The organism is Marinobacterium lacunae (assembly GCF_000705555.1).
Lineage (GTDB): Bacteria > Pseudomonadota > Gammaproteobacteria > Pseudomonadales > Balneatricaceae > Marinobacterium_D > Marinobacterium_D lacunae.
This window is the reverse complement of record NZ_JMQN01000014.1, coordinates 1-1,086: the sequence shown is the minus strand read 5'-3', so window position 1 is coordinate 1,086 and position 1,086 is coordinate 1. Positions and strand designations below refer to the sequence as shown.

Annotated in this window: 1 protein-coding gene and 1 pseudogene; both read right to left on the bottom strand. The window is 60.2% G+C overall.

Annotated elements, in window-relative coordinates; all coding sequences use genetic code 11:
- Window positions 1–72 precede the first annotated feature (72 nt).
- Entirely contained in the window at window positions 73–801 is a 729-nt protein-coding gene (locus ADIMK_RS04595) for an amino acid ABC transporter ATP-binding protein (RefSeq protein ID WP_197027480.1), read from the bottom strand.
- Between the two features lie 67 nt (window positions 802–868).
- A pseudogene (locus ADIMK_RS04590) lies at window positions 869–1,086 on the bottom strand (amino acid ABC transporter permease); the annotation flags it as partial.

Genomic DNA, 1,086 nt, shown 5'->3' with positions numbered 1-1,086 from the left:
GAAGCACGGTTGGAGGTTGACAGCTGATAGATGGAGCAAGCGCCTGCACAAGGCAGGCGCTTGCCGGTGGGATCAGTGATTGAGGATCTGGCTGAGGAACAGCTGTGTCCGCTCATGCTGCGGGTTGTTGAAGAACTCGTGCGGCGGGTTCTCCTCGATGATCTGGCCACCGTCCATGAAGATCACCCGATCCGCCACGGTCTTGGCAAAGCCCATCTCGTGGGTCACGCAGAGCATGGTCATCCCCTCCTGGGCCAGCTCGATCATGACGTCGAGCACCTCCTTGATCATCTCCGGGTCCAGGGCCGAGGTCGGCTCGTCGAACAGCATCACATCCGGGTTCATGCACAGCGAACGGGCGATCGCCACACGCTGCTGCTGACCGCCGGAGAGCTGGCCGGGGTACTTCTTCGCCTGCTCCGGGATCTTCACGCGCTCGAGGTATTTCATCGCCGTGGCTTCGGCTTCCTTGCGCGGCACCTTCTTCACCCAGATCGGGGCCAGTACGCAGTTCTCCAGCACCGTCAGGTGCGGGAACAGGTTGAAGTGCTGGAACACCATGCCCACATCCTTGCGGATCGCTTCGATCTTCTTCACATCCTGCGTCAACGGCACGCCGTTGACGATGATATCCCCGCTCTGGTGCTCCTCGAGCCGGTTGATGCAGCGGATCATGGTGGATTTGCCCGAGCCCGACGGGCCGCAGATGACGATGCGCTCGCCCCGCTTCACCTGCAGGTTGATGTTCTTCAGTACGTGGAACTCGCCGTACCACTTGTTCATGTTGCGCAGCTCGATCATCAGCTGATCATCCGGCGCCTTGGCTGTATCGGTCATAGTCTTATTCTCCTATTCGGTTGCCGGTGGCTCAGCGGTTGCCGTGGCCGGTTTGCAGACGTTTCTCAAGGTGCTGGCTGTAGCGCGACATGCTGAAGCAGAAGATCCAGAACACGAACGCCACGAACACATAGCCCTCGGTGGCGTAGCCGATCCAGTTCGGGTCGTTGGTGGCGGCCTGCACGATGGCGAGCAGGTCGAACAGCCCGATGATCAGCACCAGACTCGTGTCCTTGAACAGGGCGATGA

What these genes read in the sequence shown, in the direction of transcription:
- ADIMK_RS04595 (WP_197027480.1), bottom strand. Translation starts at nt 801, where the DNA reads ATGATCGAGCTGCGCAACATGAACAAGTGGTACGGCGAGTTCCACGTA.